This is a genomic window from Streptomyces dangxiongensis (assembly GCF_003675325.1).
Classification (GTDB): Bacteria; Actinomycetota; Actinomycetes; order Streptomycetales; family Streptomycetaceae; genus Streptomyces; species Streptomyces dangxiongensis.
The window spans coordinates 3833821-3858906 of record NZ_CP033073.1 but is presented as its reverse complement, the minus strand read 5'-3'; the positions used below and the strand labels follow the sequence as shown (position 1 = coordinate 3858906).

Here is a 25086-nt window from a genome sequence, read left to right as displayed (position 1 = left end):
GATCACCCGTCGAGCCGCGCCAGGAAGGCGGCCAGGGCCCGGTTGAACTCCTCGGGCCGTTCCAGGTTGGGCAGATGGGCGGCGCCCTCGATGACGTGCAGGACGGAGTCGGGCAGGGCCGCGTGCAGGGCCTCGGCGTCGGAGACGGGGGTGTAGGTGTCGTCGGCGCCGACCAGGACGAGGGCGGGCACGGTGAGCGTGGTCAGCAGGTCGCGGTAGTCGGGGCGCCGGGCCCGGCCGCGCAGGGCCGCCGCGGCGCCCTCCGGGGAGGTGGCCGTCATCATGCGGTGGACGTGCGCCTTGACCTCGGGGCGGGCGTAGGGGGCGACCATCTTCTCCAGCACCTCGTCGGCGTAACCGCGCATGCCCTCGGCGAGCAGCCGGCCGGCCATGGCGTCGCGGGCGTGCCGGCCCTCGGGGGTCTCGGCGGCGGCGAAGGTGTCGGCGAGGACCAGGCCCCGGACGCGGTCGCCGAGGCGGCCGGCGCACTCCATGGCTATCTGACCGCCCATGGACAGGCCGGCGAGGGCGAAGGCGCCCACCCCGAGGTGGTCCAGGAGGGCGGTGATGTCCTCGGCGTGCCGGGCGAGCGGGACCGGGCCGGGGGTGACGGGGGAGGCGCCGTAGCCGCGCAGGTCGGGGGCGATCACGCGGCGGCCGGCGGCGAACTCGGCCAGTTGCGGCTGCCACATGGTGCGGTCGAAGGGGTGTCCGTGGACCAGGACGAGGGGGACCCGCGAGGACGTTCCGGGGCCCTTGTCCTCGTATGCGAGGAAGGGGGGCATGATCCGACCCTAGGCCGGGCCGTCACTCGGTGCAATAAGATCTTTGCACTCGGTGCAATCCAAGGCGCCGGCGAACGGGGGGACTTGTGGACGACTACCGGCGCATCGCCGACCTGATCGCGCGGGACATCACGGGCGGCCGGCTGCGGCCGGGGCAACGGCTGCCGCCACAGCGCGTGTTCGCGCGCCGCCGGGGCATCGCGCCGTCGACGGCGGGCCGGGTGTACGCCGAACTCGTGCGCCGGCAACTGGTGGTGGGCGAGGTCGGGCGCGGCACGTTCGTGCGGGCCGCCGCACCGGACCGGCAGCCCGGACACGCCCTGACCGAGGCCGCCGGGGCACCGACCGTCAACCTGGAACTCAACTACCCTTCCGCGCCGGGCCAGGCGGAGCTGCTGGCGCCGGGTCTCGCGCCCTTGCTGCGGCCGGACGCGCTCGCCCAGGCGCTGCGGCCCGCCGCCGCCGCGGGCACCCCGGACGCCCGGGACGCGGTCGCCGCCCTGCTGGCCCGGTCCGGGCTGCGGGTCCCTCCGGAGCGGATCCTGTTCACCGGCAACGCCCGCCAGGCGATCGCCGCCACCCTCGCCTCGCTGGTCCGGCCCGGCGGCCGGGTGGGCGTGGAGCCGCTGACGTATCCGCTGGTGAAGGAGATCGCGGCCCGCCTCGCCCTCACCCTCGTCCCGCTCGCCACGGACGAGGAGGGGCTGCTGCCCGGGTCGGTCACCGCCGCGCACCGCGGCGCGCCGCTGTCCGCCCTGTACCTCCAGCCGACCTTGCACAACCCGACCTCGCGGACGACGGGTGCCGGGCGGCTGCGTCGGCTGGCCGAAACTGTCCACAGCCTGGGGATACCGGTGGTCGAGGACCGGATCTGGTCCTTCCTGCACCCGGGCGGCACCCCGGCGCTCGCCGCGCTCGCCCCCGAACGCGTCCACCTCGTCGACGGTCTGTCCAAGCGGGTCGCACCCGGTCTCACCGTCGGCTTCACCGTCGTACCGGACGACCGCGTCGAGGCGGTCGCGCGGGCCGTCCGGTCCGGTGGCTGGGGAGCGGGAGGCTTCGCGCTGGAGGCGGCCGTGCGGTGGCTCGGCGACGGGACCGTGGACCGGCTGGTGGCCGCCAAGCGAGCCGACGCGCGGCGGCGGCAGCGGCTGGTCGCCGAGAAGCTGGCCGGGTTCGCCGTGCGCTCCGACCCGGCCGCCTACTTCGCCTGGTGGGAGCTGCCCCCGCCGTGGCGCGCCGACACCTTCACGGCCGCCGCGCGGGCGCACGGCATCGCCGTCACCCCGGGTACGGCGTTCGCGGTCGGCCCCGGCCGGACCCCGGACGCGGTCAGGCTCGGGCTCGCGTCGGCGCCGGAGCCGGAGCTGGCGCGGGCGCTGACGACCCTGGCGGGCGTCGCGCGGGACGCGTCAGGCGCAGGTACCGGGTGAGCCAGGCGGTGAGGGCCACCACGAGGCCGAGACCGAGCAGCAGCCAGGCCACGGTGCGCAGGGTGGCGGTGAGGGCGTCGTAGACGGCGCCCGCGGCCGGATGGGGCACGTCGGCGGGCAGACCGGCGAGGGTCAGGCTGCGGCCGACGGCGAGGCAGCCGGCGAGCAGGGCGCCGCCCAGGGCCGTGCCCAGCGCGGTCGCGGTGACGGCCCGGCGGCGGCGGACGGCGAGGGCGATCCCGCCGACGGCGAAGACGACGGCCGCCACCGGCAGCCAGAACCCGGCGACTTCGAGCACGTGGAACCCCTTCCGGAGCGCGGTCAGTTCGCCCGCCGGCAGCACGGCCACCGTTGTGTGCTCCACCGGGATGCGCGCGGCGAGCGGGACATGGTCCTGGGTGAGCCGGAGTTTGACCTGGGCGGTGACGGGCGCCAGGTCGACGGTGACGTCCCGGTCGTCCGCCCCGCGCAGGGCGCGCAGGACGGCGTCGTGTGTGACCTGGTTGCCGGTGTCCCAGGCCATCCGGAAGGCCCGGGTCTGGGTGAAGGAACGCACCGCGTCGCGCACGAACGGGCGTAGCGGGCCGGGCAACGGGGGAACGTCCAGGTGCTGGTCCACCGCGCGCAGGATGCCGTCGCCGACCGTGTCCGCGACGGCCTCGCGCACCGCCGGGTCGGTGGCGAGCGGCGCCATCGCGGTGACGTACCGGTCCGTGTCGGCGAGTTCGTACGCCGCCCAGGCCGCCAGCGCGCCGAACGGCACGAGGAGGCCCGACAGGGCGATCAGTACGGCCGACAGGGCGGCCCTGAGGCGTGGGGGCACGTTTCCAGGCAATGGCCTCGGGCAGCGGCGCGCGAGCGGGGCGACTGCGTTCGGGCGGCGGACGACTCGTTCGGCGGAGCCGGTGTTCCCCCCTCTCCGGTGGAGGGTTCGCCCGAACGGGTGTTTCCTGGTGCTGGGGAGAAGGAGGCGAGTCGGATGCCCGTCACCGAGGCCCCGCGGTCCCCGGGTACGGTCCCGCGGTTCCCGGGAGCCGTCCCGCCCACCGGCGCCGGCCGCCGACTCGCCGGCCGCCGACTCGCCGGCCGCCGACTCGGCTCCCGCCGCAGCGGGTGGCGGCGCCGCACGCGTCGCGGGGTGCCGCGCCCCGCGCACTACCGCCCGGCGCCCGCGCGACGCCCGGCACTCGGCCCACCGCCCCGCGCCGGCCGCACACGTGACGGTGACTCACCGGTGCCGGTGCCGGTGCCGGCACCCCGAGCCGACCGCACACGTGACGCGGACCGCAGACCGCGGGGCACGCCCCGCGCCGGCCGCGTCGGAGTCCCCCGGTGTCGTCGTCCCGCGCACGCCGGCCGCACCCGTCACGGTGACCCCGGCCGGCACCGGACCACCAGCGGGTCCCCCCCCCCGCTCCGGCTTCTCAGGGTCGTGGAGCCGGAGCGGGGCCGGGATCCCCGTCTGGTGAGGAGGGGGACACAGGGGAGTGCGGGGGCCCCGGCCACCCGGCCGGGGCCCCCGCACGGCGTGCTCAGCGGACCCGGTGTCCGAACGCGTCCTCGTGCGTGTAGTACCGGTAGAAGAGCACGGCGAAGGTGGCCGCCGCCACCACCAGGGACAGCAGCGCCGCCCCCAGCACCGTCACGCCGCTCTGGCTGTACAGGAAGCCGAACGCGCACCCGGTGAACGCCGCCCACGACAGCGCGTGCACCTCCCGGCGCATCCGCGGGGCCAGCACCAGCAGGGCCGCGCAGACCACCGCGAACACCAGCGCGCTCACGACGCCGAGCAGGACGTTCCAGCCGGTGATGGGGCCGCCGAAGCGGTTGTCGGCCGCGACCCAGCAGCCGTAGATCAGCCCCAGCAGGACCGGCACGGCCAGCCGGGCGATCCGGTGGGCGCGGGCGTCGAAGACGTCCGGCGGTCGCTGACGCACGTCGGTGTCGCTCCGCTCCGCCCCGGGCGTGCGGCCGGGCCGGGACATTCCGTCGGGCGCGGGTGCCGCTTGAGCCATGAGAGCACTCCTTCCAGTCCTCGCCCCCGATCCACCCCCGTCTTCCAGGGCACACCGGGGCGCACGGCCCGGCAACTCGGCCAGGAGGGTGAGGGGTGCCCGGATGCGTGCCGATGGCCGCCGTGATTCGCTGAAGCAATGGAGGGCGGCCCGGCGTGACGGAGATGGAGTTCGGACGGCGGCGCCCGCTGCTGCGGCTCCGCGGCCGGAGCATCGCCTGGCTGCCGCCGCTGCTGCTGCTCGTCGGCGTCATCCTGCTGGACCTCTACACCGGCGAGGATTTCCGCATCATCACCTGGATCGTCCTGGTCCCGGGCATCGCCGCCGCGATCTGCGGCGTGTGGACGACGGCCGCCTACAGCGTGCTGTCACTGGTGACGTACGTCGCGGTCGACAGCGCCTGGCCCGACCAGTACCGGGCCGGGTTCGGCAACTTCCTGCTGGTCGCCCTCGGCGGCCTCCTCGCCACCCTGGCCGCCGCCGTGCGGGTCCGCCAGGAACGGCAGGTGCTGCACATCCGGGACATCGCCGAGACCACCCGGCGTACCGTGCTGCGCCCGCTGCCGGCCCCCTGGGGCGGCCTGGAGCACGCGGGGGTGTACCTGACCGCCGATGTCGACGCCCGGGTCGGCGGCGACTTCTACGACATCCAGCCCGGCCCGCACGGCACCCGGCTCCTCGTCGGTGACGTGCAGGGCAAGGGACTGGGGGCCGTGGAGACCGCCGCCGCGCTGCTCGGCACCTTCCGCGAGGCCGGCTACCACGAATCCGACCTCGCGACCGTCGCCGCCCGTCTGGAGACCCGGATGCTGCGGCACCGCTCCCACAGCATCGCGCTCGGTCACCACGACGGTGACCGCTTCGCCACCGCCGTGCTCATCGCCTTCCCCGAGGACACCCCGGAGGCGATCGAGATGGTCAACTTCGGTCACGAACCTCCGCTCGCCGTCGGTCCGCGCGGGGTGCGCGAGCTGCCCAGCGGCGACGGCGTCCCGCTCGGCCTCGGCGACCTAGCGGGCGCGCTGCCGCCCGTGCACCGGGTGCCGCTGGCCGCCGACGAGACGCTGCTGCTGGTCACCGACGGGGTCACCGAGGCCCGCGACAAGCCAGGCGCCTTCTACCCGCTGGCTCGCGATGTCGCCCGCGCGGTCGCCGACGACCCGCGCCGCGCCGAACCCCGGCTCCTGGTCCGCCGGGTCCGTGACGGTGTCCTGCGGCACAGCCGGGGGCGGTTGGAGGACGACACCACGGTCTTCGCGGTGCGGCGGGCGGAACACGCGGTGGGCGAACCCCCCGAACGGGGACGTTTGCGCGCCTGAAGCGCCGGTGAGCAGCGCCAGCGGCTACGGTGCTGGCTGGTAAGCGGATCCACAGGTGACAGGGGGAGGCACGATGCCCGGAACCGTGCTGCTGCTCGCGGCGGCGCCGCTGGGCCGGGGACGCCTGGTGGACGCGGCCGGTGTGCTGCCGGTGCTGGCCGCCGTCGCCCCCGCCGTGCTGTCCGGCGCGGACACCGCGAACGTGGTCGAACTCGCCGACCCGCTGGAGCCGCAGGCCGTCCTCACCCGGCTGCGTGCCGCCGCCGCCGCGCCCGGCCCGCTCACCGTGTACCTCACCGGCCAGCTCCACCTGGACCGCCGCCAGCACCAGCCGCATCTGGCCCTGGCCCGCACCACCCCGGCCACGGTCCGCTACACGGCGGTGCCCTGGCACTGGATCCGGGAGGAGCTGCGGCTGCGGTCCGCCGCGGACACCGCGCTCGTCGTCGACCTGCACGCCGATGCGGAGGCCTGGCGGTACGTCACCGAGCGCGGCCTGGACTCCGGCCCCAGCACCGCCGTGTACGGCCGTGTCGCCCCGCCGCCCGGCCGGCGGGGCCCGGCCGGTCCGGCGTACATGAGGACGATCGCCACGCTGTTGCGCAGCGGCCACCGGCCACCGCTGGACGTCCTGCACCGGCAGGCGCTGGAGCGCGTCCCCGAGGAGACCCGGGGGAACGCCCTGCTGGCGGGCGTGGGCACGGTCACCGGCGGGGGCTTCGCCGGTGGTGCCGTGGGCGGGACGGCGCCCGGTGCGGCGGCGGACGCGTACGCGACCGGCCCCGTGTCCGGTGGGGGCGCCGGCGGGTTCGCGGCCGTACCCCGCCCGGGTGCTGGTCCCGGGGCGGGTGCGCGCCCGGACGATCCGCACGCCGCGATCAGCGCCGCCGTACGGGACGGGCGGCACGAGGAGGCCGACGGGCTGGCCGCGCGGTACGAGGAGGCCGCCGCGCGGGCGCACGGGGCCGGCTCCGAGCAGGCGCTGCACTGGACCGAGGTCCGGGCCGACCTCGCGATGTTCGCGGGGGACCCGGTGCGTAGCTGCCGGGCCTGGCTGGAGGTCGCCGCGGCCCGGCTGGCGGCGGGACAGGCGGTGGACGCGCCCGCCGTGGAGGCGGCCGTGGACCGCGCCCACCACCAGTGGGGCCGTATCGACGACACGGCGCGGGCCCGTGAACTCGGGCCCGCGCTCGCGGAACTGAGGCTGCGGGTGCCGGGACGCCGGCGCGGCGCGCTGGAGAACGTCCAGCGGCAGCTACGCCAGCTCCAGGCCACCTCGTAGCGCTACTTGGTGAAGGTGTAGTACTTCCAGGCGCCGTGCGTCGTGGAGTTCACGGTGTCACCGGAGGCGCTGTTGATGTACGACGAGCGGATCCGGAACCGCCAGCCGACGTCCTGGCCGTGGTCGCCGGTGATGCGGACCCTGGAGACGCCGTCGGTGCCGAGCTTGAAGTAGGCGGGGTCACCGGGGTACCAGCGGCCCTGGTAGTACACCTCGAACTCGAACTTCTGCGCCCGGCCCGGGTAGTACGGCATCTTCGTCGTGGCCAGCGGGTCCTCGGTCTTGTGGAAGAAGGCGTACGTGTGACCCCACGCCGACTTCGACTTGTACTGGCCGGCGAGCGACGTCGACACGCTGACCTCGGCGCCGACGGTGCTGGACGCGGAGGCGGACGTGTAGCGGGAGTCGCCCGAGAACTTCGCGGTGACCTTGGTGTCCCGCTTGAGGTCCAGGGTGACCGACAGGTTGCCGTCGGAGTTGACCTTGCCGGACTTCACCAGCTTGTCGGTCTTGTCGGAGCCGAACGGGTCGGCCCAGATCTCCACCGTGCGGTTCTTGTAGGTCCTGCCCAGGTGGGCGGTGAACCGGACGTCCTTGCCGTACGCGTACACCTTGCCGTTGTTGTCGACGGTCAGCGCCGGCTTGGCACGGGAGACGTCGACGGTGTCCGAGCCGGAGCCGGCCGTGTGACCGGCGTCCCCCGCGTACGCCACCGTGTACTTCACCTTGCCGCCGGCCGGCGGGGTGTCGGTGAAGGAGAACGTGCCGTCGGCCCTGGTGGTCGCCGCGGCCAGCGCCTTGCCCTTCGGCGACTCCAGGTCGGTGCGGGTCACCGTCAGCCTGCTGCCGGCCGGGAGGGCCGCCGTGGAGGTGACCTTGCCCTTGACGGTGAGCTGCTTGGCGCGGGTGGCGGTGGCCGGTGCGTCCACGGTGACGGTGGTGGCCGCCTTGGTGGGCGCGGTGAGGACGCGCAGCGAGTAGGCGCCCGCGCTGTTGCTGGTCACCGCGAACAGCCGGGAGCCGTCCGGGGTCCAGGCCAGCCCGGAGGGGGCCAGCAGGTCGGAGCCGCTGCTCTGGCCGGTGCGGGGGAAGTCGTAGCTGCGCAGCGCCTCGCTGCTGCCCGGACGGAAGATGTAGACGTCCGGGTCGTAGGAGCCGTTGATGCCGGCGGCGACCGTGCCGTCGGGGGCGATGGCCACGGAGTTGGGGTAGGCGTTCGTGACGTACTTGCCGTCCTCGTTGAGGTCGGAGGTCCGGAACACCTGCTGGTAGTAGGGGGCGCCGCTGGCCACCACGACGTCCTTGCCGTCGGGGGTGACCTGGAGGTCGCCGAGGTTGCTGCCGGCCTCCCGGGTGCCGGCCAGCTTCGTGGCGGTGCCCGAGGAGACGTCGTAGGAGGCCAGCTCGACCGGGCTCTGCCCGACCGCGCCCGCGACCAGCGTGCCGGAGCCGGGCGCGGCGTCCAGCATCGGGGCCTGGTACCAGCTCTTGTCCTGGTCGAGGGTGACCTCGTGCTGCTCGCCGGTCAGGTCGACGGAGCCGATGTTGCCCGCGGCGGCGCCGCCGTAGCCGAACCACAGCCGGCCGCCCGCGAGGGCGACGCTGAGCGGCTTGTCGCCGACCGTGTACCGGGTGGTCTCGGTGTCGGTGGCGGTGTCGATGGCGGCGATGGCGTCGAGGTCCTGCACGGCCGCGTAGAGCGTGCCGGAGTCGGCGGACAGTTCCAGGCCGCTGACGCCGGAGAGGTTGGTGGTGAGCTGCTTGAGGGTCTTGCCGGTGTAGTCGGTGACGACGATCTTGCCGTTCAGCGGGTCGCTGACGAAGACCTGCCGGTGGACCGCGTCCACGACGATGTCACCGGTCGTCCTGACCGGCAGACTCGTGCTGGAGTCGGCGTGGGCCGCGGTGGCGGCGAGGGCCGCGGAGCTGAAGAGGACCGCCAGAGTGGTGGCAGCGGTGAGAGAGCGCTTGCGCACGCTGATTCGAACCCCCCGGAACGAATGGGAAAGGCATGGGTGCCGCGCGGGCACGGCGTTGCGTGAGCCCCCTGTGCATGAGCCGTGTGTGCCTCGCGTGGCGAGTGTGCAAAGAGTAGGTCATGCCTCTGACAAGTACGCCGGGGGCCCCGGGGACGTCCGGGGGCGGGAGCGGGGGCGCCGGGTGAGGGGGGTCAGGGACGCGCCTGCGGGGGCGCCGCCGGGGCCGGCGCCGCCGCCGGGGCGGGGGCCGGTGCCGCCGCCGGGACCGCGGCGGGGGCCGGTGCGAGAGCCGCCGCCCTGGCCGGGCCGGCGTTGGCCGCCAGGAGGAGGGCCGTGGCGGCGACGACGGCCGCGATCACCCCTCGGGCGGGCGAGGGCGCCCCGGCCGGGCGCAGCGGGGCGTGGGGGCGTGCGTAGGGTGCGGATGGACGTCCGGCCACGGCTACCTCGCTACACGAAAGCGGCGTATCAAGCATGCTTGACCCGCCATTTAACCTAGGGGCTGCCGGAGCCGAACGGCAAGAGGCGGCGGGGGGGTCGGGGGGATGAGACGCGTGCGGGACAGGGACGACCCGGAGGTCATCGGGCGGCGCGTGCAGCGGCTGCGCGCCCAACGCGGGCTGACGCAGCGGCAGCTCGCCGAACCGGCGTACACCCCCGCCTACATCTCCACGCTGGAGGCCGGGCGGGCGCGGGCCTCCGAGGAGGCGCTGAGGCATATCGCCGGGCGGCTCGGCGTGGCCTTCGAGGAGCTGACCACCGGCCGGCCCGCCCACCTCGCCACCGGCCTCAGGCTGCGGCTCACCGAGGCCCAGCGCGTCCTCGCCGACGGCCGGGCCGAGGAGGCGGCCGCGCAGTACGGGGTGCTGCGGGCGGAGGCGGAGGCCCACGGACTCGGCTGTGAACAGGCCGCCGCCCTGCTCGGGCTCGGCGACTGCGCCCTGGAGACCGGCGAGCTGACCAGGGCACGCGAGTACTTCGAACAGGCCGAGGAGCAACTGGCCGGCGAGTCCCTGCCGATGCGGGTGCCCGCCGTCCGCGGCCGGGCGGTCGCCCACTACCTCGCCGGGGAACTGCGCTACGCCGTCTACCTCCTGGAGAGCGCCCTCGACGAGCTGAACCGCGGCGGGCTGCACGACCCCGACGCCCTCCTGCTGCTCTACGCCGGCGTGATCGGCCCGTACATGGACATGGGCGCCCACGCCCGTGCCGCCCAGGCCGCCGAGTTCGCCCTCGCGCTCGCCCCGCGGGCCGGCGACCCCGCGCTCATCGCCCGCATGCACCGCTCGGTCGCCCGCACCCTGCTCGCCGAGGGCCGGGCCGCCGAGGCCGACGCCTCCCTGGCCAAGGCCGCCGAGCTGTACCGGCAGCTTAGCCTGCGCACCGAACTGGCCAACTGCCACTGGATGCGCGGTTACGTCTGCGCGCAGAACGGCGAACTCGACCGCGCCGAGGCCGAACTGCGCCAGGCCCACACCATGCTCGCGCAGAGCCGGGCCGCCCTGTACCGCAGCCAGGCCGCGGTCGAACTGGCCGACGTGCTGCACCGCCGGGGCAAGTCGGAGGAGGCCGCCGAGCTGCTCCGGGGCGTCGCCGGGGACTTCTCCTCCGAGCGCGGCGCCGTCCACGCCGCCGCCGCGCACCGCCTGCTCGGCATCATCGCCGAGGACGCGGGGGACACCGAGGCCGCCGAGGAGCACTACGTCCGCGCCCTCAGCCTGCTGGAACGCGCGGGTGCCGCCGGCGACCTGGCCGACCTGTGCCGCCTCCTGGGCGACCTGCTCCGCCGTACGGGCCGTGTCGAGGCGGCCCTGGACGCCTACCGCACCGGGCTGGGGCACCGCACCGCCCCGGGCACCACCACCCTGGGCCCCGCCCCGGCCCACCCGCCCCTGTGAGCCTCACACCTGGGCCCGGCCCCGCGCGCGGATGTCGGCCAGGCGCAGGGCGCCGATCTGGACGGCGGCCTGCGTCGCGTCGTTCGGTACGTCACCCAGGCCGCCGTTGGTGAGGGCGAAGGAGTCCTTGCCGACCCGGACCGTGGCGAGGTCCAGCGTGAGCAGGCTCTCCTCACCGTCCGGTGTCGTACCGGCCACGCTGACCCTGAGGCCCTGGCGCGCGTCCCCGACCTCGGGCAGCGGCGCGTCGATCACCCGGACGTCCTCCACCGCCCCCAGCTCGGTGGTGGCGGTGAACCGCGCGCACCGCGCCGGCATCGTCTGCAACCAGGCCAGTACGGCGTTCACGTCCGACGGGCGGCGGGTGCCGATCTGGTAGCGGAGCTGGGCGTCGGTGTCGGCGTCGTCCAGGCCGATGGCGGCGCGGGCCGGGGCGCCGAGCAACTCGTCGCTGTAGAGGGCGTCCAGCAGTCGCTGGCACTCCCCGGCCGAGGTGGTCGCCTTCAGCAGCCCGTCCCGCCAGGTGGCCGCGCCGCGCGTGGAGGTCCAGGGGGCGCCGAGGTCGCCCTCGGTGATGAGCGCGGCCTGTGCCTGCTCGTCGCTGAGCGTGGACCCGTCGGGCCGCGGGGACGTCCTGGGCGTCGCGGCCGGCCGGTCGACGGTGGGCAGGGGGTGCGGGGCGGACGCCGGTCGGTTCAGGCCGAGGGCGGCGCAGCCGCCGGCGGTGAGCAGACCGGCGCCGAGGAGGGGCAGCAGGACGGCCCGGGGGAGCCGGGCGACGCGGGTGGCTATCGCGGGGGTCATCGGTGCCTCCTGGGCTGCGTACGGACCGGCGGGACGCCTGCTCCCACGGCACCACCGCCCCGCCCCGCCCACCAGCGCTCCGGGGCCGTACGGGTGAGGGGACGCGCGGGACGCCGCGCGGTGCCGCCCGGGGGCCGGCCGGGCCGGTGCCGGTCGGGTGCGCGGAGGCTGATCTAAGGTCGGGACGACGGAAGGAGTGCGCTGTGACCGGTGAGCCGATCCCCGTGATCATCGACTGCGACACCGGCGTCGACGACGCCCTGGCCCTGCTGTTCGCCGTCCGGCACCCGGGTCTCGACCTGCGGGCGGTGACCTGCGTGGCCGGGAACACCGACGTCGACGGGGTGGTCCGCAACACGCTGACCGTGCTGGAGCGGGCGGGCGCGCCCGACATCCCGGTGGCGCGGGGCGCCGCACGCCCGCTGATCGAGCCGGCCCGCTCGGCCCGGCACGTGCACGGCACGGACGGCATGGGTGACCTGGGCCTGCCCGCGCCCACCCGGGCCCCGGCGGCCGTCGACGCCGTCACCCTGCTGCACCGGGAGATCCTCGCCTCCCCGCGCCCGGTGACCCTGGTCCCGACCGCCCCGCTGACGAACATCGCGCTGTTGCTGCGCACCCATCCGGAGGTGACGTCGAACATCGGGCGGATCGTGTTCATGGGCGGGGCCGTGGCTGTCGGCAACGCCACCCCGGTCGCGGAGTTCAACGTCTGGCACGACCCGGAGGCGGCGGCGATCCTGCTGACGGCCGGGGTGCCGATCACGATGTACGGCCTGGACGTCTTCCAGCAGGTCGTCGTGGACGGCCCGGAGGTGCACCGGCTGCGCGCCAGCGACGAGCCCGGCACCCGCCTGGCCGGCGACCTCCTCGCCCACCGGCCGACCTCGCCGGGCGGGCCGGCCGAGGCGGAGGAGGCGGGCGGCCTCGGCGACGCGGGCGCGGTGTGCGCGGTCGCCGACCCGCGGGGCATCACCACCCGGCTGCTGCCGGTGGAGGTCACCCTGGCCCCCGGCCCGTCCCGCGGCCAGACGGTCGTGGACCGCCGGCCCCGTCCCGGCGAGTCGGAGATCCACGAGGGCCGCCGCGAACACGCCCTGGTGGACGTGGCCCTGGAGGTGGACGCGGACCGGTACGTGAGGCTGTACCTGGAGACCGTCGGCCGCTAGGCCGTGCCGTCGAACCCCCGCCCGCCCCACGGCGGGAGTTCGACGCCACGCCCTAGTCGGCGGTGGCCGGTACCCGTTCCGACCAGCGTTCCTCCACCCTGGCGAACCGCCAGTACGCCAGTGCCGCCGCCCACACGACGACGAACAGGCCGACGATGAGGTAGCCGACGTTGTCCAGGTCGAGGCCGGCGACCCAGCCGGTGACGTCGTCGTGCAGGTCGAACTTCTCGTGCAGGACGCCGACCAGCTCGATCGTGCCGATGAAGAAGGCGACGGCGACGGACAGGCCGGTGATGGCGAGGTTGTAGAACACCTTGCGGACGGGGTTGGAGAACGCCCACTGGTAGGCGAAGTTCATGAACGTGCCGTCGAGGGTGTCGAACAGGCTCATGCCGGCGGCGAAGAGCAGCGGCAGGCAGAGGATCGCGTACCAGGGCAGGCCGGCCGCCGCACCCGAGCCGGCCATCACCATCAGCGTGACCTCGGTGGCCGTGTCGAAGCCGAGGCCGAAGAGGAAGCCGAGCGGGTACATCTGGCCCGGCCGGGACACGGACCTGGTGAGCCGGCCGAGGAGCCGGTTCATGAAGCCGCGCGAGGCCAGGTGCTGTTCCAGCTCCTTCTCGTCGTACGCTCCGGCGCGCATGGCGCGGAACACCCGCAGGATGCCCACCAGTGCGACCAGGTTCAGGGCCGCGATGAGGTAGAGGAACGTGCCGGAGACCGTGGTCCCGAGGACGCCGAGCACCTGGTGGGTGCTGGACCCCTCGTTCATGACCTTCCCGGCGAGGGAGGTGCCGCCCGCGATCAGCAGCGCCAGCAGGACGACGACGCTGGAGTGGCCGAGCGCGAACCAGAAGCCCACCGACACGGGCCGCTTGCCGTCGGCCATCAGCTTGCGGGTGGTGTTGTCGATGGCGGCGATGTGGTCGGCGTCGAAGGCGTGCCGCATGCCGAGGGTGTAGGCGGTGACGCCGAGTCCGACGCCGAAGACGTCGGTGCCCACCCGGTAGTGCTCGGGGGCGACGAGGAGGAAGAGGATCCCGAAGGCGACGACGTGCAGGGCGACTATCACCGCCATCAGCCCCGCCGTCTTGACGGTGTCCTCGCGTCGCCAGCGGAAAGACGCGGCATCGGCCATCAGGTTCACGCTCCAGCACCTCGTGGATCACTTCGTGAGTCGCCGTGGCCGGTCTCCTGGCTTACAGGTCCGCGTCCGCCGTCCCTGCCTTCCCGGTCGCGTACGACCAGTGGCCCGGCTGCTGCCGGACGGAACGGGAACTCCCTGATCACAGTGGCGAGGGCCGCGTCGACCTTGCATCGACTTCCCGAGCACCACGGCCCGCCCACCGTAGAGGGGCGGCAGGTTCCCTGCATAGCTGCGCACCTGCGCAGGTATTCAAGATCACATCGGTGCCTGCGAGGATGGCGTCATGCATCTCGTGCCTGCCGACCGAGCCGACCGTCGCACCATCGACGGTCACCGGGTGTGCGAGGCGATCGCCGCCATCGGCGACGCGGACCACCTGCGCACCTGGGCCGGCCGTTTCTCCCTCCTGGCCGACGCCAACCGGCTCGCGCTGCTGCTCGCCCTGCACCGCACCGGCCCGCTCGCCGTCTCCGACCTCGCGATCGCCACCGGCATGAACGATCCCGCCGTCTCCCAGGCGTTGCGGCTGCTGAGGGCGGCCGGGGTGGTCGCGGGGGAGAAGGAGGGGCGCGTGGTGCGCTACCGCGTGGTGGACGCGCGGGTGCGGGACCTGCTGGAGCACTGCACCCCCTGACCGGCCTCGAAAAAGGTTCCCTTTCCGGGCAATGTGGACAGATACCGAGTCCGTACCGTCGTCCGTCCTCTGGGAGCCCGCATGGCAGACCTCTCGTCCAGGAACCCCGACTGGTGGCGGCAGGCCGTCATCTACCAGGTCTACCCGCGCAGTTTCGCCGACGCCGACGGCGACGGCCTGGGCGACCTCAGGGGCATCACCCAGCGCCTGAACCACCTGGCCACGCTCGGCGTGGACGCCCTGTGGCTGAGCCCCTTCTACCCCTCCGAACTCGCCGACGGCGGCTACGACGTCGCCGACCACCGGGACGTCGACCCGCGCCTGGGCACCCTGGACGACTTCGACGCCCTGGTCACCGAGGCGCACCGGCTCGGCCTGAAGGTCGTCGTCGACGTCGTCCCCAACCACACCTCCGACCGGCACCCCTGGTTCCAGGAGGCGCTGCGCGCCGCCCCAGGCTCCGCCGCCCGCGACCGCTACGTCTTCCGCGAGGGCCGCGGCGCGCACGGCGAACTGCCGCCCACCGACTGGCAGTCGCTGTTCGGCGGCAGCGCCTGGCGGCGGGTGCCCGACGGCGAGTGGTACCTGCACCTCTTCGCCCCCGAACAGCCCGACCTCAACTGGGACGACGAGGAGGTCCGCGCGGACTTCCGCACCACCCTGCGCTTCTGGTCCGACCGGGGGGTCGACGGGTTCCGGGTCGACGTCGCGCACGGGCTGGCCAAGGACCTCACCGAGCCGCTGCGGGACGTCGGCGATGTCGGCGCGACCGGTGAGGAGGCCCTGCTGGCGGTCCCGCCCGGCAGCCACCCGTACTGGGACCGCGACGAGGTCCACGCGATCTACCGCGACTGGCGCACGGTCTTCGACGCCTACAGCCCGCCGCGCACCGCCGTCGCCGAGGCCTGGGTGCCGGGCACCCGGCGGGCCCTGTACGCCCGCCCCGACGAACTCGGCCAGGCGTTCAACTTCGAGTACCTGGGCGCCCCGTGGGACGCGGAGGAGCTGCGGGACGTCATCACCGCCTCGCTGGCCACCGCCCGTGCCGTCGGCGCCCCCGCCACCTGGGTGCTGTCCAACCACGACGTCGTCCGGCACGCCTCCCGCCTCGTGCTGCCGCCCGGCACCGACCCGGCGGCCTGGCTGCTGTCCGGCGGCACCGCGCCCGCGGTCGACGCGGCGGCGGGCCTGCGCCGGGCCCGGGCCGCGACCCTGCTGATGCTGGCGCTGCCCGGGTCGGCGTACCTCTACCAGGGCGAGGAACTCGGCCTGCCCGAGGTCGCCGACCTGCCCACCGAGGTGCTCCAGGACCCGATCTGGGAGCACACCGGCCACGTCCGCAAGGGCCGCGACGGCTGCCGCGTGCCCCTGCCGTGGACGACGACCGGGCCGTCGTACGGCTTCGGGTCCGGCGCCGCCTGGCTGCCGCAGCCGGAGTCCTTCGCGGCGTACGCCGTCGAGGCGCAGGCGGGCACCGAGGGCTCCACCCTGGAGCTGTACCGCACCGCGCTGCGGCTGCGCCGCAAGCTGCTGGAGGACGAGTCGCTGACCTGGACGCCCGAGGCGCCCGCCGGGGTGCTGGACCTCACCCGCGGCGAGGCCTGGCGGTGCGTCACGAACCTCGGCGCCGAGCCGGTACCGCTCCCGCCGGGCGAGGTCCTGCTGAGCAGCGTCCCGCTGCCGGGCGGCGGCACCCTGCCACCGGACACCACCGTGTGGCTGGCCTAACGCACCGTGGGCGCCGGACTCGCGCCGGGCGCCGGGACGTTGCCGCCGCCACCGGCGATGCCGTCGATGTCCACGGGGGTGGAGGTGGCGGTCGGCGGCGGGGTGAGGACCACCTCCGGCTGGCCCGCGGCCGGGGGCGGCGGGGTCAGGTCGGTGTCGGGGAGCTTCGGCGGGGTCGTCTGCTGGAACAGGGTCTGGTCGAAGTCGACCAGGCCCGTCTTCTCCATCACCGTCATGTGGTCGAGCACGGTGTCGTTGGCCTGGTCGGCCAGGGCCCGCACCAGCGAGTTCTTGGTCGTGGACCGGATCTTGGCGATCGTGTTGAAGATCGCGCCGTGGGTCATCCGCAGGATGTTGGCGAAGTCGGTGTCGAACTGCTTGCCGCTGTCCGACTTCAGCGTGCTGACGAAGCCCTCCTGCTGGGGGCTCGCGATGTTGGGCAGGGTGATGTTCAGCATGGGCGCGATCTTGCGGCAGGTGGTGTCCAGGGCCGAGTGCCCGTCGACCAGGTGCCGGCTGGCCGTGATCACCTCCTTGGAGCCGCCCTTCTGCAGCCCGATCTGCCCCACCGGGTACTCCCACAGCCCCGCCGCCCGCACCTTGACCACGAAGTCCCGGTCGGACTCGGTGAGCGGGCCCCACTGGGTGTTGGCGATGACCCGGGTGGGGGAGCTGGAGACGGTGCTGAGCCCGAGCATGCCCGGGTAGGCGAGTGCCGCGAGGGTCAGGGCCATCGCACCGCCCACGAAGAGAGTTCCCGTCGCGTTCCGCGAAAAGCGCACCGTGCCTCCTGTCCGGTCGTGGATCCGGCCCGCGGGAGAACGCGGGCGGGTGGGACGCACAGCAGTACGGACGGGAGAGCGATCCGTCTCTGCCTCCCGGGTAAAAATTCCGCATGGCCGTGTCGCCGTGCGGGGATTGCCAGGTGTTGGTGACCATGACGAACGGTTGCCGAAAGGTTGACCCTGCGCCGGGAGAAGTCCGGCGGACGCGGCCCTAGATTCGCCGCATGCCCCCGCAACCACCGCCCCGCCCCGCCGCCGCGCTGCCCGTCCTGCCCTACCGCCGGCCCACCCGGGGCCGCGACTACTGGGTGCTGGACGACGTCCTGCCCGGCATCGACGCCGTACGGGAACGGTGTCTGGCGAAGGACGACTGGACCGAGGGCTATCCGTACACCTCCGAGAGCTGGCCCGGACTGCGTGCCATGCCCGGCCTGGAACCGGGGGAACTGGCCCGCGTCGAACGGCTGGTGAAGAAGGCGACCGGCGCGAAGGACCTGTGGGTGCAACGGGCGCCCGGCGGCGGCACGCTCAACCACAACTGCGTCCAGGTGGTCGGCGAGGGCGAGGGCGAGCCCCGCCCGCACACCGACTCCCGCGCCCTGTGCCGGTACGCGGCCGTCCTCTACCTCAACCCCGGCGTGCCCAAGGAGTACGGCACCAGCTTCTACCGCCAGCACCTGTCCGGCGGCCGGCTCGGCGGGAACGTCGTCCAGGCCCCGCACACCGACCTCGTCGAGGCCCTCGGCACCCGGTTCGTCGCCCCGGACGCCTTCGAGGAGGACGTCCGGGTCCCCCCACCGGTACAACCGCCTGCTCCTCTACCAAGCCAACCTCGTGCACAGCGCGACCGGTTACACCGGGCGCACGCTGGAGGAGAAGCGCATGACGGCGGTGTTCTTCTGGATGGCGTGAGCCGCCTGCCACGGATGGCAGGATGCGGTGATGACCGAACAGACGTACCAGGCCGGCAGCCTGTCCTCCGACTGCCGGTTCGTGGCGAAGACGGGCCGGCTGGCAGCCGGGGGGCTGCTCCTCGCCGGGGCCGCCTGGGTGGCGCGGGCCGTGTGGGAGGTGCGGCTGGCGCTGGCCGGGGAACCGGCGTCGGGCCCGCCGGACCAGGGCGGCGGGGAACACCGCCCCCTGAACTCGCTGGAGAACTCCTACCACCTCGTCACCTCCCTCGGGGGCGGCGCCGTGGTCCTCTGCGCGCTGCTCTTCCTGTCGTGGCTGGCGCGGGTGCGGGACAACGCGCGGGCGCTGTCGGGGGAGGAGCCCAAGTACGCGGGGATCTGGCTCTACCTCGGGTGGATCGTGCCGTTGGTCAACCTGTGGTTCCCCCGGGGGATCGTCGCCGACGCGTTCCGGCGCACGGCGCCGGGGCGGAGGCTGCCCGTCTCCGTCGACGTGTGGTGGGTGCTGTGGGTGATCGGCATGCTCAGCGGGGTGGGACTCCTCTACGAGGACTCCACGGACGAGATCATCACCCGCGCCTACACCGAGGTGTGGCCGCTGCTCGCGAGTGACGCGGCCGTCGTCGGCGCAGCCGTCGCCGGGGCGCTCGCCGTGCGGGCCGTCACGGCCGTACAGACGGAGCGGATGCGGGCGACGGAACGGGCGTCCGCCGTGCCGACGGGGGCCCCGCCCGCCGCCTAGCCCGCCCCGCCGCCCAGCCCGCGGGCCGGCACCCGGGCCCCCCGTCCTGCGGCCGGCGCCCGGGGCCGTCACCCTGCGGGGAGTGGCTTTGTGAGCCAATATGGTGATATTGGGCGCATCGCATTCTCGAAGGGGGCCTCCATGGCTGTGGAAATCCCTCCGCTCGTCAAGCCGTCCCGGCTCAGGGCCCGCGGCGGGCTGCTGGGCGAGTGTCTGGCGGAGTTCCTCGGGACCTTCGTCCTCATCTCCTTCGGCTGTGGCGTGGTCGCGATGGCGGTCGCGGCACTGCCCGGATCGGGCCGGGCCGCCACCACCACCACGATCTTCCTCGCGGCCGGCGACTGGCTGCTGATCACCTGGGGCTGGGCGATGGCCGTCATGCTCGGCGTCTACGTCGCGGGCGGCATCAGCGGCGCCCACCTCAACCCGGCGGTGACCCTGGCGATGGCCCTGCGCCGCGGGTTCTCCTGGGCCAAGGTCGTGCCGTACTGGTTCGCCCAGGTCGTCGGCGCCCTCACCGGAGCGGCCCTGGTCTACCTCGTCTACCACAGCGCGATCAACGCCTTCGACAGCGCGATGAAGGGGCCCAAGACGGGCGGGCACACCCTCGCCACGTTCTCGATCTTCGCGACGTTCCCGGCGCCGTACTTCCACGGCGGCGTCTGGGGGCCGCTGATCGACCAGATCGTCGGCACGGCCTTCCTGCTCATGCTGATCGCCGCCGTCATCGATCTGCGCAACCAGGCCGTGAAGGCCAATCTCGGGCCGCTCATCGTGGGCTTCATCGTCGCCGCCATCGGCATGTCGTACGGCGCGAACGCCGGCTACGCCATCAACCCGGCCCGCGACTTCGGCCCCCGCCTGTTCACCTACGCGGCCGGCTGGGACGGGCTGGCGTTCCCGGGGACCCTGCCCGGCGCGTTCACCGCCTACTGGTGGATCCCGATCGTCGGGCCGCTGGTCGGCGGCGCCATCGGCATCCTGATCTACGACCTGTTCATCGGTGACGTCCTGGTCGTGCGGTCGGAGATGGCCGAGCTGCCCGAGCCCGGACGCTCGAGGCCGGTCATCACCAGCGACGAGGAGTAGCCGGGAACGGAACGGCCGCCGCGCCCCGGCCCGGGGCGCGGCGGCCGTCCGCGCGCACCCGGAGACAGGGGCCCCGGGGCCTGCGGTTGTGCCCCTGTCGGCGGCGCCTGTCTGCGATAATCGCCCTCCGCGCCGCAGCCGGCGTGAACTCGCTTGAGCCCAGGGGGGTCTGAGCACGATGAGCGCCGGGCGTCGGCGGGCTCTGCTGATCGCGGTGCCCGCGTATCCGCAGCTCGAACAGGTGCCGGAGCTGAAGGACGACTTCCCGGCCCTGCCCTTCACCGCCAGGGACGCGGCGACCCTGCGCAACACGCTGCTGCGCAGCAACTTCCCGCCGGAGCACGTGACCGTCCTGGACGACGAGGACACGACCGACGGCGGCACCGTCCGTGACGAGCTGGGCCGCTTCCTGAACTCCTGCGAGGACGGCGACGTCGGCCTCGTCTACTTCGCCGGCCACGGCGTCCGGTTCGGCGAGACCGACTACCTCCTGCCGAGCGACACGCGCGCACGGTGGGGGCCCGACGGGCAGCGGACCCTGGGCCCGCAGGGACTCATCGAGGTGGTGCCCGACGAGCTGCTGGCGCCCCTCACCTCCAGCGCCACGGTGATGCTCGTCTTCGACGCCTGCCGCAGCGGCGGCGGTACCCCCGCGGCCACCTTCGAAGGGGTGAGGGTCAGCCGCGACCGGGACAACGTCGTCATGCTGAGCGCCTGCTCCCCCGGCGAGGAGGCCCTCGGGCACCCCGACAGCGGCAGCGTCCTGGCCAGGGCCCTGAGCGAGTCCCTGGCCCCGGAGTCCTCGGCCAGCACGTTCGGCGAGGTGATCCGGCGCGTGCAGCGTCGCGCCCCGCAGATCGCGGCGAACTACACCTCCCGCAGGCCGCCCGGCATCGCCACCCGGTGGCTGAGCTTCGACGGGAAGGCCGGCTCCCACGCCGACGTACCGCTGTGCGAGGCGATGACGTCCTCCGGTCCCTGGATGGACGCGGTCGTCCAGTCGGACCTGTGGGAGCGGACGGGAGGCACGGACGCCCAGCAGGCCAGGGCGAAGGGACACCTCGCGGAGGTCGTGACCAAGGTCGGCGAGATCCGCGGGGCCAAGCAGGCCGAGTCCGACCCGTGGGACGACCCGCTCGTCCAGGAGCGGCTGATCAAGCGGCTCGGCCACCTCCTGGAAGCCGCCGACGCGCGGCTGAGCCTGATCGAGACGGTGGTCCTCCTCGGCGCGCCGTTCCTGCGCGAGGCCGCGCTGGCCTGCGGCCTGCAGGCGCTGCGCAACCTCCGCGGGGACGGCCCGGACGACACCGCCACCGCCGCGGCCACCGTCCGGCCCCTGCCCGAGGGCACCTTCGCGTGGCATCTCGACCGCGACATGGGCGACGTACGGCGCGCACACCGGCAGATCGAGGCGACCCGCCGGACGCTGCTGCGGCGCGGGCGGAAGGACGACGCCCGCGGCGCGGAGTACTGGCTGCGCCACCGCTTCCTCGCCGACTGGGACCTGCTGTGGGAGGAGCGCGGCGACACGGAGCTGGAGAGCCTGCGCCGCGCGGTCGACCTGCTGGTGCGGGCGGCGGAGAGCGCCGCCGACCTCACCCTGGGCGCCGAGGGCCGGGACAAGCTGCGGCACGCCGTGATCCAGGTCGTCTCCCAGCTCGGCACCGGCACCCCGGCGGACACCGTGGCACCCGACGGCACCGACTGGGAGACCGACCTGTGCACGTATCTGTGCGGCGAGGAGCGGTGGAGCTGGCGCCCACGCGACCTGGCCGCGCTGCTGCACCTCGCCGGGCTCCTCGCCATCGACCCGCGCATGCTCGACGGCGTGCTCATCGACCACCTGGGCCCGCGCGAGCCCACGCAGGTGCGGCCCGAGAGCATCATCGGCGAGATCACCACGAACGACGGCTTCCGGCCCAGCACCGGCGGCCGGTCGGGGGACCTCGCCGCGCCCGGCCAGGGCCCGTCCACCCGCTGGCTGCTGGTGTTCAAGTGCGGCAACGCGGCCCTGTACACGGCGCTGGAACGGCTCACCACCCGGATCATCACGGTGTCGGAGGCGACCCGGCGCAACCAGGGCGCCGTGCGGACCGGTGACCTCCTCTCCGGCCTGCCCAAGGTGATCAAGACCGACGGTCTGATGCCCAGGAACAACGGGTTCGACAGGCCACCGCCCCGGTTCCGGCTGGCCGAGGACGAGGTCAAGCCGCTCATCATGGGCACCCAGCTCTACGGGGACCGGATGCTGGCGGTGCGTGAGCTGTACCAGAACGCCCTCGACGCGTGCCGGGTCCGCCAGGCACGGCGCCGGTACTGGGACCACGCGCGGCAGACCGGCGACGAGACCGAGCAGGAACAGCTCGCCGGATGCCGCATCGTCTTCACCCAGGACGTCGACCCGGCCACGGGCCGGACGTACATCGAGTGCGAGGACAACGGCGTCGGGATGACGGCCGAGGAGCTGAGGGACCTCTTCGCCCAGGCCGGCCGCCGCTCCGAACAGTCCTCGTCCCGGATGCGCGAGATGCGCCGGTGGCGCCGGCGGGGCATCACCACCGAGCTGAACAGCCGGTTCGGCATCGGCGTCTTCAGCTACTTCATGCTGGCCGAGGAGGTCGAGGTGGTCACCCGGCCGGTCACCCTGTCCGGGAGCGTGCCCCTTGAGGACGGCCACCGGGCCAGCGTCACCGCGGGCTCGGGTCTGATGCACCTGAGCAGGGAGCAGACGGGACTGGAGAACGGGGGCACCAGGGTCCGGCTGTATCTGCACGACGAGCCCGACGCGACGGAGGACCAACGCCCCTCCCTCGTGCAGGCATTACGCGAGTTCCTGATCAGCACCCCGCTGGAGGTGACCGCCCGGGAGCACGGCCGTGACCCGGTGACCTGGCGGCCGGGCGAGCTGTACGGCGACTCCTCGCTGCCGGGCACGCGCATCAAGGCCACCGAGGGCGTGTGGTGGGTACAGGGCACGGGCATGCTGCTGGCCGACGGGCTGCTGGTCTCCGAGGACGACGCGCCGGACGGCTATGTGGTGAACCTGCGGGCCCGGCACCGGCTGGAGCTGAGCGTCGACCGCAACCGGTTCCTCGGGTACGACGAGCACCGCGTCGAGGAGGACCTGGAGGCGGCGGTCCCGGCGCTGGTCCGCAAGGCGTGGCGGCCGTTCCCGCTGGAGTGGCTGTGGAACCTGGCCGAGGCCCGCCCGAGGATCGCCGAACAGGTCATCGGCCGGCTGATGGAGGCCGACGTGCGGGTGTCGGTCCCGGCGCAGCCGCTGCGCGACCACTGGATCCTGGACCACCGCGATCTCACGCTGGCCGACGTCGGGTGTCTGCCCGTCGACGAGGCCATCCTCAGGGCGAGCATCGGGGAGGCCGACCTCGGTGTGCGCTTCTTCGCGGCCTGGCGCGCCGGCGTCCTGGGTGTGCAGCAGGAGCCCGAGCCGGTCACCACGCCCGCGGGCTTCCCCCGGCCGGAGCCCCTCGACGCGATGCTGTTCCGCAGCGCACCGGACAGATCGTGGAGAGAACCGCTGCGCGCCGCCATGGACACCGGCCGCTCGCTGCGGGAGGTGACACGCAGGCTGCGCCGGTACGCCCTCACGGGCGCGTTCGTTCCGGAGGTCGCGGACATCCGCGTCCTGGACGACATCGTCCCCAATCGTCTGGCGGCCACCTTGTACGAGGAGTTCCGTGACGCGAGGGGCTCGTCGGCCCGGGGGGACGACGAGAGCCGGGGCCATGCCCTGAGGCAGGCGATGGTGCGCGTGTCGGCGGCCGAGAAGGTGAGCCTGGGGAGTCTCGCGCAGTTGCTCGCGCAGTTGTCGGCCGTCGATCCGTCGATACCCGATCCCCCGGACCTCGGGCCACTCGAAACCCATCGCGTGGACGCCCGTGAACGGCGCGTCCTGTTGAACGACCGGGCCACGTCGTCGTTGGTCATCGCGCTCGCGTTCTCCGGGCCGGTGCGTCCGGTGGACGTCGCCTACCGGGCACACCAGACCGGTATCCCGCCGGCGGAGATCGAGGCGGTCGTACGTCGCTTCGAACCCCTGGGGTACCGGCTCACCGGACCCGATCTGCCCTGCCTCCTGGACGAGGAGCAGCTCGACGCGCTCAGCCGCGATCTGGATGCGGAACCGCCCTTCCTGACCCCGGGCCCGATCGGTCTGCGGCACCTGGTCCGGCTGGCGGCGAAACGGGAGGAGACCGTCGGGGCCACGGCGGCCTGGCTGGCCGGCTGGGCAACCCCGTTGGGCGTCGAGGTCGCGGAGCCGGGCCCGCTCGCCTCCCTGGTGCCGCCCGGCTGGTGCAGGCAGCTCCCGGCGGAGCGGGCCGCCACCCGCGGTCACGGTGACGCGCCCGGGGCATCACCGATCACCACCTGGCAACTGCTGGGGCGGATCGCCGACGTGGACGACCCCGCATCGCGGGCGCAGCACATCGCCGCGGTGGAGGCGCTCGCGGAAGCGGGCCTCGCCGAGCGCGGGGCGGTCGAGGCGGCCCGCACCTGGCTGTCCCGGTCCCGGTCCGCGCGCCCCCGGAGTCTGTGGGGGCGCAGCTCGTTGTCGCTGCGTCAGCGGAGTTCGGGACGCCCCCTCGGCTCGAGGCGCTTCGGGCGGCGCGACGCCCGGATAGGGCTCTCTTCACTCATGGCTCTCGCGGCGGATTCCGAGGACGACCTCGGCACCATCGAGAAGAGAGTGCGGGACCAGCTTGCCCCCTACGGCTTCGACGTGCCGGAGATCCCGCGGGAGGCCGTCGGCCTGAGACCGGACGACGACGTGGTCACCGCCCTGTCCTCCAGGGACGGGAGGTGGCGGGAGGGCATCTGGCTGCACGACCTGGTCAGATTCGCGTACAACTTCGGTATCGACCTCGTCACCGCCGCCGCCGTCCTCAACGAGTACCGCTCCCTGGGCGCCCCCACCGTGCCCGTGCCCCCCGGTTCCGTCCCGCCGTCCGAGCGTGTGGAGCGGGACGAAGCCGCCGAGATCGCGCTGCTGCAGGCCGCCCTGGAGAGGTCCTGGACGCTGACGCCGCTCGCCCTGGTGGTGGCCGCCGGCCGGCTCGGCAGCGGGTTGCGGGAGACGTACCGCAGGCTGCGGCCCTTCGTCGCGATCGGGCTGGACATCCCGTTCCCCGAGCCCGGCTGCACCCGCGTCCCCGACTGGCGGGACGTCGTCCTGCTCACCGCCCGGTTCACCGGCCGGGAACCGGTCCTGTCCGGTGACGTCCCCGAGGACCACATCCGGCTGGCCGCAGAGGAGACGGACCTGACCGCCGACGACGTCCGCGCCCGGCTCCGGGACTACGCGCCGCTGTTCGGCCTCCGCCTGCCGCCGTACGAGAGGAGCTGAC

Annotated in this window: 18 protein-coding genes, 1 pseudogene and 1 riboswitch; of the genes and pseudogenes, 11 read left to right on the top strand and 8 right to left on the bottom strand. The window is 74.1% G+C overall.

The genetic code is table 11. The features are described from left to right. Positions 1-2: 2 nt before the first annotated feature. Positions 3-785 (bottom strand): alpha/beta fold hydrolase, encoded by a 783-nt coding sequence (locus tag D9753_RS17210; protein ID WP_121787810.1) that lies wholly within the window; start codon positions 783-785, stop codon positions 3-5. Positions 786-871: 86 nt separating this feature from the next. Here D9753_RS17210 and D9753_RS17205 point away from each other — a divergent pair, with 86 nt between their 5' ends. Further along, positions 872-2218 (top strand): aminotransferase-like domain-containing protein, encoded by a 1347-nt coding sequence (locus tag D9753_RS17205; RefSeq protein ID WP_121787809.1) that lies wholly within the window; start codon positions 872-874, stop codon positions 2216-2218. Here D9753_RS17205 and D9753_RS17200 read toward each other — a convergent pair. After that, positions 2118-3041: a hypothetical protein gene (locus D9753_RS17200; protein ID WP_121787808.1), complete on the bottom strand. Its 924-nt coding sequence runs from the start codon at positions 3039-3041 to the stop codon at positions 2118-2120. The genes D9753_RS17205 and D9753_RS17200 overlap by 101 nt on opposite strands. 709 nt (positions 3042-3750) lie before the next feature. After that, a complete protein-coding gene (locus tag D9753_RS17195; RefSeq protein WP_205614180.1) occupies positions 3751-4233 on the bottom strand; it encodes a hypothetical protein in 483 nt (160 codons plus the stop codon). Between the two features lie 164 nt (positions 4234-4397). Here D9753_RS17195 and D9753_RS17190 point away from each other — a divergent pair, with 164 nt between their 5' ends. Together D9753_RS17190 and D9753_RS17185 are read left to right on the top strand one after the other, a co-directional pair. Continuing rightward, positions 4398-5552 carry a PP2C family protein-serine/threonine phosphatase gene (locus D9753_RS17190; protein WP_205614398.1) on the top strand — a complete coding sequence of 385 codons (1155 nt, stop codon included), beginning with the start codon at positions 4398-4400 and terminating at the stop codon, positions 5550-5552. Between the two features lie 73 nt (positions 5553-5625). Continuing rightward, positions 5626-6834 (top strand): hypothetical protein, encoded by a 1209-nt coding sequence (locus D9753_RS17185; protein WP_121787806.1) that lies wholly within the window; start codon positions 5626-5628, stop codon positions 6832-6834. Between the two features lie 2 nt (positions 6835-6836). Here D9753_RS17185 and D9753_RS17180 read toward each other — a convergent pair whose 3' ends face one another. Together D9753_RS17180 and D9753_RS36585 are read right to left on the bottom strand one after the other, a co-directional pair. Then, positions 6837-8810, bottom strand: a complete 1974-nt coding sequence (locus D9753_RS17180) for a YncE family protein (RefSeq protein ID WP_121787805.1) — start codon at positions 8808-8810, stop codon at positions 6837-6839. A 194-nt stretch (positions 8811-9004) separates the two neighbouring features. Then, positions 9005-9253, bottom strand: coding sequence for a hypothetical protein (locus tag D9753_RS36585; RefSeq protein ID WP_163010726.1), 249 nt, complete (start codon positions 9251-9253; stop codon positions 9005-9007). Positions 9254-9367: 114 nt separating this feature from the next. Between D9753_RS36585 and D9753_RS17175 the strand changes: the two genes are divergently transcribed. Further along, the gene (locus tag D9753_RS17175; protein WP_121787804.1) at positions 9368-10711 is read left to right on the top strand and encodes a helix-turn-helix domain-containing protein; all 1344 of its coding nucleotides are present in this window, start codon (positions 9368-9370) and stop codon (positions 10709-10711) included. A gap of 3 nt (positions 10712-10714) precedes the next feature. Here D9753_RS17175 and D9753_RS17170 read toward each other — a convergent pair whose 3' ends face one another. Then, the gene (locus D9753_RS17170; RefSeq protein WP_121787803.1) at positions 10715-11515 is read right to left on the bottom strand and encodes a hypothetical protein; all 801 of its coding nucleotides are present in this window, start codon (positions 11513-11515) and stop codon (positions 10715-10717) included. Between the two features lie 203 nt (positions 11516-11718). Between D9753_RS17170 and D9753_RS17165 the strand changes: the two genes are divergently transcribed. Then, positions 11719-12684 carry a nucleoside hydrolase gene (locus D9753_RS17165; protein WP_121787802.1) on the top strand — a complete coding sequence of 322 codons (966 nt, stop codon included), beginning with the start codon at positions 11719-11721 and terminating at the stop codon, positions 12682-12684. Between the two features lie 52 nt (positions 12685-12736). On the opposite strand, the gene D9753_RS17160 is transcribed toward D9753_RS17165, so the two are convergent. Next, entirely contained in the window at positions 12737-13822 is a 1086-nt protein-coding gene (locus tag D9753_RS17160) for a Nickel transporter NicT (protein WP_121787801.1), read from the bottom strand. 29 nt (positions 13823-13851) lie between these two features. After that, positions 13852-14036: riboswitch (cobalamin riboswitch) on the bottom strand. 78 nt (positions 14037-14114) lie between these two features. On the opposite strand from D9753_RS17160, the gene D9753_RS17155 reads away from it, so the two are divergent. Together D9753_RS17155 and D9753_RS17150 are read left to right on the top strand one after the other, a co-directional pair. Next, the gene (locus tag D9753_RS17155) at positions 14115-14465 is read left to right on the top strand and encodes an ArsR/SmtB family transcription factor (protein ID WP_121787800.1); all 351 of its coding nucleotides are present in this window, start codon (positions 14115-14117) and stop codon (positions 14463-14465) included. 81 nt (positions 14466-14546) lie between these two features. After that, the gene (locus D9753_RS17150; protein WP_121787799.1) at positions 14547-16193 is read left to right on the top strand and encodes a glycoside hydrolase family 13 protein; all 1647 of its coding nucleotides are present in this window, start codon (positions 14547-14549) and stop codon (positions 16191-16193) included. Here D9753_RS17150 and D9753_RS17145 read toward each other — a convergent pair. Beyond that, positions 16190-16939 carry a DUF4142 domain-containing protein gene (locus tag D9753_RS17145; protein ID WP_121787798.1) on the bottom strand — a complete coding sequence of 250 codons (750 nt, stop codon included), beginning with the start codon at positions 16937-16939 and terminating at the stop codon, positions 16190-16192. The two genes, D9753_RS17150 and D9753_RS17145, sit on opposite strands and share 4 nt — an antisense overlap. 263 nt (positions 16940-17202) lie before the next feature. Between D9753_RS17145 and D9753_RS38000 the strand changes: the two are divergent. From D9753_RS38000 to D9753_RS17125, 4 genes and pseudogenes are all read left to right on the top strand, one after another. Next, a pseudogene (locus D9753_RS38000) lies at positions 17203-17890 on the top strand (DUF6445 family protein). A 30-nt stretch (positions 17891-17920) separates the two neighbouring features. After that, positions 17921-18631, top strand: coding sequence for a DUF4328 domain-containing protein (locus tag D9753_RS17135; RefSeq protein ID WP_121787797.1), 711 nt, complete (start codon positions 17921-17923; stop codon positions 18629-18631). Positions 18632-18772: 141 nt separating this feature from the next. After that, complete coding sequence (locus D9753_RS17130) at positions 18773-19720, top strand: MIP/aquaporin family protein (protein WP_121787796.1); 948 nt, start codon at positions 18773-18775, stop codon at positions 19718-19720. 178 nt (positions 19721-19898) lie between these two features. Continuing rightward, a complete protein-coding gene (locus D9753_RS17125) occupies positions 19899-25085 on the top strand; it encodes a wHTH domain-containing protein (RefSeq protein ID WP_121787795.1) in 5187 nt (1728 codons plus the stop codon). The last annotated feature ends 1 nt before the right edge of the window (position 25086 follow it).